The sequence below is a fragment of the Mesorhizobium sp. P2_F7 genome (assembly GCF_056403695.1).
In genome coordinates, this window is record NZ_JBFUFA010000029.1 from 1 (window position 1) to 7,667 (window position 7,667).

General features: G+C 63.6%; 5 protein-coding genes and 1 pseudogene. 1 reads left to right on the forward strand and 5 read right to left on the reverse strand.

The window, feature by feature from the left end; genetic code table 11:
• Positions 1-187: 187 nt before the first annotated feature.
• From AC1DZ8_RS33150 to AC1DZ8_RS33165, 4 genes are all read right to left on the reverse strand, one after another.
• Positions 188-3,166, reverse strand: a complete 2,979-nt coding sequence (locus AC1DZ8_RS33150) for a caspase family protein (RefSeq protein WP_477402390.1) — start codon at positions 3,164-3,166, stop codon at positions 188-190.
• A gap of 57 nt (positions 3,167-3,223) precedes the next feature.
• On the reverse strand, positions 3,224-3,937 hold the full coding sequence (locus AC1DZ8_RS33155; RefSeq protein ID WP_477309833.1) for a DUF4760 domain-containing protein: 714 nt from the start codon (positions 3,935-3,937) through the stop codon (positions 3,224-3,226).
• Entirely contained in the window at positions 3,934-4,326 is a 393-nt protein-coding gene (locus AC1DZ8_RS33160) for a hypothetical protein (protein WP_477309834.1), read from the reverse strand. The genes AC1DZ8_RS33155 and AC1DZ8_RS33160 overlap by 4 nt, the downstream gene beginning before the upstream one ends.
• Positions 4,327-4,416: 90 nt before the next feature.
• Positions 4,417-6,636 carry a caspase family protein gene (locus AC1DZ8_RS33165; protein WP_477309835.1) on the reverse strand — a complete coding sequence of 740 codons (2,220 nt, stop codon included), beginning with the start codon at positions 6,634-6,636 and terminating at the stop codon, positions 4,417-4,419.
• Between the two features lie 231 nt (positions 6,637-6,867).
• Here AC1DZ8_RS33165 and AC1DZ8_RS33170 point away from each other — a divergent pair, with 231 nt between their 5' ends.
• Positions 6,868-7,272 carry a Fur family transcriptional regulator gene (locus AC1DZ8_RS33170; RefSeq protein ID WP_477309836.1) on the forward strand — a complete coding sequence of 135 codons (405 nt, stop codon included), beginning with the start codon at positions 6,868-6,870 and terminating at the stop codon, positions 7,270-7,272.
• A gap of 285 nt (positions 7,273-7,557) precedes the next feature.
• Here the strand turns inward: AC1DZ8_RS33170 and AC1DZ8_RS33175 are convergent.
• A pseudogene (locus AC1DZ8_RS33175) lies at positions 7,558-7,667 on the reverse strand (IS5/IS1182 family transposase); the annotation flags it as partial.

Genomic DNA, 7,667 nt, shown 5'->3' on the forward strand with positions numbered 1-7,667 from the left:
CCTTCAACACCCCCCTCTGTCCTGCCGGACATCTCCCCCTCAAGGGGGGAGATTAATCTCCTCGTCGCCAGCTCATCTTTTGAAAGGTTGATACCTGGCGAAGTCGCCGATGACAGCCAATCTCCCCCCCTGAGGGGGAGATCTCCGGCAGGACAGAGGGGGGTGCCTTGGCGCCGTCCTGCCGTGGTCACGGCTCTGCCAGCACGATGTTTTCGACGCCGCCGACATAGTAAAACGGCTTCTGTTTCGCCGCGGTCAGCCGCACCACTTCGCGCGAAATGTAGTCGGCGAGGCCGAACAGCGTCACGCCGCCATCCGATGTCTTGGCCCGGCCGCGCAGGCCTTCGAGTATCGAATAGGTGAAGACGCCATGGCCGAGTTCGGGCAGTTCGGCGGCGGTGTTGTTGGCGGCGGTGGCGGAGAAGACGACGATGCGTGCGTCCTGCGCGTCCTTTTCCAGGCGAGGGTTGAAGGCGTTGGCGGCATGGCAGGTGTCGAGCAGCATGAAGCGCATGCCCTTGGCCCGCTCGACCGATTTCTGGATGTCGCCCCAGTCGACCAGCGAGGAGCGCTTCCAGCGGTCGGCATCCTGTTTGCGGCCATCGGTGGGGATGAAATAATAGTCCTCGTCGATGTTGATGCCGTGACCGGCGACGAAAATGATGGTGGTGTCGTTCTCGCCGGGCTTGTCGAGGAAGTCGGCAAGCTGGTCGTCGATGGTGTCGGAGTCCGGCTCCAGGATGCTGTCGGCGCTGGCGACCTTGAACACGTCCTTGCCGGCGTCGGGCGCCTCGTCCAGCGCTTCGCGGTTGACCAGCACCAGTGTCTCCATCGACGAGAACAGCGGCGCGGATTTCTGCGAGATCACCTTCAGGAATTCGGTGGCATCGTCGACGGGGTAACGCAGATCGCAGGCGCGGCCGGCGCAGGCATCGGTGAGGAAAGGATATTTGTCGACGCCGATCACGGCGACGTAGAGCTTACCCTTGTTGGCGGGCTTTTCGGTTTTCCGGCCGAGCGCTGTGACGCTGCGCTCGGTCAGGTAGCCGAATTCATTGGTGCCGGTGATGCGAATGGTGTTTTCGCCGTTCTCGACCGGTACCTCGACGATGGTGCTCTTGCCACCATCAGCCGAGCGTGCGGTCACATCCCCGACATTGCGGCTGTTCGACAGGATCGAAAAGCCGGCGACATCGGCACCGGCTTCCTGCGCGCCCGAGATCTCGACGGCGACATACCCCTCGCGGACATTGCTCTGGTCGTCAGCAAGCCTGATGCCGAATTCCGGCGGCTTGCGCAGCAAGAGCTTCTCCAGCTCGCGGTCAACGCCCGGACGCATTTCCTGGACGGCTTGTTCGGCGCTGCGCAGCACGATGGCCCGGCGCACCATTTCCGGGCTCCAGAGATACTTTTTCAACTGGCCGGCGCTGATGAAGCGCCCTTCATGATCGCGGCCCTGATTGACCTGCCAGCCGATCAACTTGTCTCCGTCGGCGGAGGAGTAGTAGTAACCCTGCGGCATCCAGACAATCCATTCGGAGCCGGCAAAAAACATCGAGACGATCAGTTTGTGCGTCTTCAAATTCCACAGCCGCACGGTCTGGTCGGCACTGCCGGTGACCAGAAGTCCCTCCTTTTCGGAAGCGGCAATAGCGTTTATCTCGCCGGTGTGGCCGGTGAATTCGCCTGACACCGCACCGGTCGCGGTTTTGTATTCCAGCAACGTTCCATCACTGCCGCCGGTGATCAGGCCAAGCCCGTTGCCGAACAGCGTATAGGCCGAATGGACGAAGCCATTGGTGGCGGCGTTCTCGATGCTGTGCACGACCTTGCCGCCGCTTGCGATTTCCAGCGCCGCATTCTCCAGGCCGTCCTTGCCGCCGGGGACGGCGCGAAGCGACCATTCACCGTCGGTCAACGTGGCGCGGGCAAAGGCGCCCTGTTCCGTCAACGCCTCCGGGTCCTCAAAGAACCGCTCGGCCGTCGGCAGCGCCAGCGTCTTGTCCAGCGTGCCCAGCATCTCCGGACAGGAGACGCGTTCGGGGCAGGGGTTGGCATTGCCCCAAGCGACGGAATTGCTCGCCGCATCGAAGCCGACAGAAGTCACCGGTTCGCCGACGCCCTGCAGCAGCGCCTTGCGCTCGCCCGTCGCCGGGTTCCAGAGCTGGATGGCGTTGCGGGTGCCGCCGGCGGTCGCCACCAGCGAACCGTCCGCATTGCTGGTGCTGGCAAAGACCGTGCCGTCATGGCCGCTATAGTCGAGCACCTGCTCGCCGCCGTCTGTGTTCCAGACCACCGAGCGGTGCTTGTCGGCGCAGCGATAGCTGCACGACGCGACCAGCCGCGAGCCGGTGGCGAAGCTCAGCGCACCGATCTGGAAATCCTGCTTCGGCATGGCGCGGACGAACTTACCGTCGCTGGCCTGCCAGAGCCGGACATCGCCATCCTTGCTGCCGGTGGCAAACAGGTTGCCATCCAGCGAGACGGCGAGGGCGGCGACGCTGACGTCGCGCAGCGGTTCGGCTTCGTTGGGCAGAGCAATCTCTTCGCCCTTGGGGACGTCCCATAGCCTTATGCCATTGTCGGTGGTCGTCGCCGCCAGCCGGGTTCCCGCTGCCGCGAAGGCGAGCTTTTCGATACGCCAGGAATCGGCATCGAGTTTTGCGGCCAGCGTCCAGCCCGAAGCGGATTTGTCGTCCGCCCGCCACAGATAGACGAAGCCATCGCCGCCGCCGGCGGCGAGCATATTTCCGTCCGGCGAAAAGGCGACATCGTAGATCGCGTAGTCGGCCGCTTTGAGCACGGCCTTGATCTTGCCGGTGGCGAAATCGAACAGCCTGACATCGCCGTAGGGCGGCTTGTCGCCGATGCCGGCGCCGAAATATCCGCCGGTGGCGATCGTCTTGCCATCCGGCGACACGGCGATGGCAAAGATCTTGCCGTCATTGCCGTTGCCGAGATAGCCGCGGATGGTGCGCAGCGTCAGCCCACTCTGCCAGTCCCAGATGCGGATGGTTTTGTCGTCGGACGCCGAGACCAGTTCCTGGCCGTCCGGCGTGAAGGCAAGGTCGGAAACCCTTGCGCTGTGACCGCCGGTGTCGAGATCGAGATGGAAATCGAGGTCTTCGGCACGGGCGACCGACACCAGCGCCAGAAGACCGACCACGATCAGCCACCGGAAAGCACGCAAGAGGTGAGAGCTGCCCGGCACCTTGTTGCACCGCTATTTGGAGTCAGCAGGCGGGGGCGACCCATGGCGCACATAGTTCTCGATCGCCTGGGCATAGTTGGCGGAACCGGTCTTGCGTTCCTTTTCTATGTAGCCGGCAAAGTAGCTCCAGAACGACACGGCATAGTCGCGGAAATAGGCATCGGCGACGTCGCGCGAACAGAGCTTGCCTTCGACGCAGATGGAGAGACGGTTGAGGAAATAGACGATGCGGTCGAAATTGTCGTTGAAATCGGCGATCGGCATGGCGCCGCCGCTGGCGGTCATCGCCTCGATGCCGATGCGTTGCCGAAACACCTGTTCCTCGGTCGGCGACGGCGTGGCGCTGAGCAGATTGTCGTATTTGGCGTTGAGCGCCGCCAGCCGCTCCTTGAGCGCGCGCTGCGCTTGCTGAAAATCCTTGCTCTCCCAGAGCTCGACCAGCGACATCGTCTGCTCGACGCGCTTCTGTTCCTGGTTTGCCAGAAACTGAAAGACCGAGAAAGCGAGGGTGAAGATGATCGCCAGCCGCACGGCGAGACCCGACCAGGCGTAGGCCAGCATGCGCCAGTCGCGGTCGGTGAACGGGTTGGATTCCTTCTTGATCTCGTGGCTGCTCGGCCACGGAAAACCTTCGGTGGTTTCCGGCAAGGTCTCCGGCTTCTTGTTCGACGCCGGCACCGGCAGGGCCGGCCGTTTTTGTGTTGCAGTGCCCCCCGGCTTTTTCATCCGCAGCTGTCCAGTTGGATGGTGGCGGAAGGATCGAGCACGATGCCGGGCGCCTCCAGTTTCTTTTTCAGGCAATCGAGCTGCGTGCGCGAAATCATGAACTGCACGTCCGGTTCGGCAGCCGCCTTGTTGGGTGACGGCAAAGGCTCGACCACGCCGCGCGAGGCGCAGTTGGAGAGATCGACGACGACGGCCGTGCTGCCGGTCTTGGCGATCTGGTCGTACTGGTCGAGAAAGCAGGTGGCGAGCTCGGAGTTGGTGACGACCTGCTTGACGCACAGGCCGCAGCTCTCGTCCGCCGAAGCGTTGACGGCCAGCAACAAGCCGGCGGCAAGGCCGGCGGTCGCTGCGCGCCAGGAAAGCACGGGGATAGTCACTGAAGTCCTCATCTGTTGCGTCCCGCCGCGGCAGATCGAGGCGCCGCGAGCCGGGAAATGTTCATATATCACGCCGGCAAGAGCCGGCGAAGCAATGTCAGGTCAGGCGCGCGGCACCGTCTCCATCGGGAAGATCATCACCGCGCCCTTCGGGCCGCTCTTGTCGGCAAGCCGCATCACCGAGCGGGTCGCCGGCGCCATGCCGATGTCGGCAAGCATGTCGGAGAAGCCGGGCGGGGCGGAAGCCCCCCGCGTCACGGCGCGCACGCCTTCCTGGGCGAGGAAGCTCAGATCTTCCTTCTCGCTTTGCGGCGGCGCCTCGGTCAGCGCGGCAATCATGCGCTCCATGCCGAAGCTGGTGTCGGTGAAGGCAAGCAGGCCTTCCTTCAGACCCTGGTCGGCCTGCTGGTTGATCGGCGCCAGCCGCTCGGAGACGATGTGGGTGATCGAATAGTCGCTGCCGATATAGAGCACGTTGATGTCGACAAACTCGTCGGACTCATTTTTGGCTGAGATATGCACCTGGTCGCCCGGCGAAACGCGCGGCACGGTCGAGGATTCGATCGGCTCCATCGCGCCACTGTCCTGGCGCTTGATCAGGAACTGGACGCTGACCTCGTCCGGCCGGTAGTCGGAGGCGGCGGCGAGCCGCGACAGGCCGGTGGCGCGGAAGATCGTCGTCAGGTTCCTGGCGGTGGCCTCAGTGAGCTTGTTGCGGCCATCCTGATGGATGACGATGCGCGGCGGCTTGCTGCCGTCCTTCAAGCTGATATCGCCTGACGCCGGCAGGAACCACAGTGCCGGTTCGTCGCTGGCGTCGGCGGCAGCGCCGGCAATGGATTTTTCGCGCAGCACCGCCAGCCGCAAATCGGCGCCCTTGCCTGATTCAACCAGCGCGATGTGGAAGCCGGAATTCGGCTTTGCCGCCAGTCCGTCGAGAACCGAATTGACGAGCTCGGTTTCCTTTTCGAGCCCGGCGGTCGGCGCCGGCTTTGCCACCAAAAGCTTGTAGTCGACGGCAAGTTCAGCGACGCGCGCATAGGCGCCAGCGGGTACGGTGGTGGGCGCAAGCGCCGGCTTGCCGTCGAACTCGACCGGCTTGAGGTTGCTTTCCAGGTTCCTGGCCGATTGCACTTCGAGATAGCCGACCGCGTCGGACAGGTTCGACAGCGCCGAAGGCAGGATGGCGAGCTTGCTGCCCGGGGTGAGCCCCTGCAGCAGCCCGGCGCCGATCGCGACGTCGCCGTCCTTGACGGCAATCGGCCATTGCATAACGGCGTCGGTCTTGTCGGTGCCGAAGACGCGGGCGTCGAGTTCGCCCTCGAACAAGGGCGTCGGCCTTGTGCGGCCATCGGCCGAATATTGTTGCAGCACGGCCTGGCCAAGCTGGCGATAAGTGACGTTGGGGCTCTCGGCCAGTTTCGACAGGATGGTGAAGGTGAACAGGCCGAAGCGCGGCGCGTCGGGCGTGCCCTTGGGCAGCGGCATTTCCGGCGTCGTCTCGACCGTCTGCGCGGCATAGAAGGCAACCAGCTTGCCCCTGGCGATCGGCTCGGCGCCGGTCGGCGTCAGGTTGAAGGCCGGCTTGCGGGCGCCATTCTCGTCGAAGCCGCGCGATGCGCTGGCCGTGATGTCGTCATAGGCCTTCACGGCCGCCGCTTTCGCCGCATCGTCGCCCCCGACGAGGTCGGCGAATTCGACTTTGCGTTCCAGTTCGTCATCGACTTCCGCGGCGCGCGTCGCCGTGCCGGAATGGCAGCAGTCGAACACGACCCAGACAAAGGCGCCCTTGTCGCGGATGGCATCGAGTGCGGCGCCGACCTCGTTGTCGACCAGCGCGTTCGGCACGCCTTCTTCGCGGTTGATCCATTTGTTGATGTCGGAGGGCAGGAAGATTTCATCGAGCCCGTCGGTTTCGTCGCCGGCCTTGGCCTGCGGCTGCTGGGCGCCGTGGCCGGACAGATGCAGATAGACGAAATCGTCGCGTTGCACCTTGCCGGCGAGATCGGCAAGGGCGGCCTTGATCGCCGCATGCGTCGGCGGGCCGTTGGCGCCTTCGACATCCTTGGCAAGCAAGGTGACGTTCTCGGCCGAGAACTTCACCGGATCCGGCGTGTTCTTCAGGAGATAGTCGCGCACCAGGCCGGCGTCGTTCTTCGGCCCGATCAGCCAGTTCTTTTGCGGCAAATTGGGATAGTCGGTGCAGGCAACCAGCAACGCATGGTAGGTGCGCGAGGCGGCGCGGACTTGAAACGATGCCATGCTGGCGGCCGCCAGCGCCGACGTGCCGACGAGCAGCGTCCGTCGTGTCAATTTGATCATGATTGCTTCCCCAAGCCCGATCGAATTTCCAAGTGCGCTACCCCTCGTTGAGAATTTTGTCAGTATTTTGAATGTGGTCTATGCCGTCAACCGGCGGTGGCGGTCATGGTGTCGATGGCGATAACGGAAACAGTGGCAAAAAGCCCGGTTCATCGCTATCTCAAGGGAATTGAGACCGTCGCATGGCAGAAATGCCGTGCAGGCGGTGTGGAAAGATCGGAAAACAGGATCATGGCGGCAAGGGATGTGCTGACGAAGAATCAGCTGAGCGTGCTCGAAAAGCTCGAGGCCGCCAGCGGACCGCTCAGCGCCTATACGCTGCTCGACCAGCTGCGCGAGCGCGGTTTTCGCGCGCCGCTGCAGGTCTACCGCGCGCTCGACAGCCTGGTGAAGGCAGGCTTCGTGCATCGGCTCGAAAGCCTGAACTCCTTCGTCGCCTGCGCCGAACCGCACGACCACAGCCATTCGATGACTGCCTTTGCCATCTGCGACACCTGCGGGCAGGTGACGGAGATGTCGGACCATGATGTCGATCATCGGCTAGATGAGTGGGTTCGCTCAACCGGGTTTGCCGCCAAGAAGGCAGTGATCGAGTTTCGCGGGACGTGTGCGAAGTGTAGAGCCGAGGCCGCCTAACCTTTCGACGCTGGAGGGGCAGCACCCCCCTCTGTCCTGCCGGACATCTCCCCCTCAAGGGGGGAGATTAGCAGCGTCGGCGATGTGCTCATTCTGCGAAGTTGGTGATTGGCGAAAGCCGTCGTGACATCCAATCTCCCCCCTTGAGGGCCCGTTGCGTTATTAGGCTTTGGACGCCTGGAGAGACAGCAGGGGCGCATCGAGGTGCTTTCCGGCGCGGGTTTGCGGCCGGATGGGGTAGGAGTTGGCGTATTCGGTGGGTTTCGGGCGCACTGCGACCCAGGCTCAGGTGGCCAGCGTTACCCAGCGGCGCATGTTGAAGGCGATGGCCGCGATGAGGACCTGTCCTGCCGCCTTGGCCAGGCCGCGATAGCGGATGGCGCAAAGTCGCATGC

Excerpts from the sequence above, each read along its gene's own strand:
- AC1DZ8_RS33160 (WP_477309834.1), bottom strand. The coding sequence starts at position 4,326 with ATGAGGACTTCAGTGACTATCCCCGTGCTTTCCTGGCGCGCAGCGACC.
- AC1DZ8_RS33165 (WP_477309835.1), bottom strand. The coding sequence starts at position 6,636 with ATGATCAAATTGACACGACGGACGCTGCTCGTCGGCACGTCGGCGCTG.
- AC1DZ8_RS33170 (WP_477309836.1), top strand. The coding sequence starts at position 6,868 with ATGGCGGCAAGGGATGTGCTGACGAAGAATCAGCTGAGCGTGCTCGAA.
- AC1DZ8_RS33155 (WP_477309833.1), bottom strand. The coding sequence starts at position 3,937 with ATGAAAAAGCCGGGGGGCACTGCAACACAAAAACGGCCGGCCCTGCCG.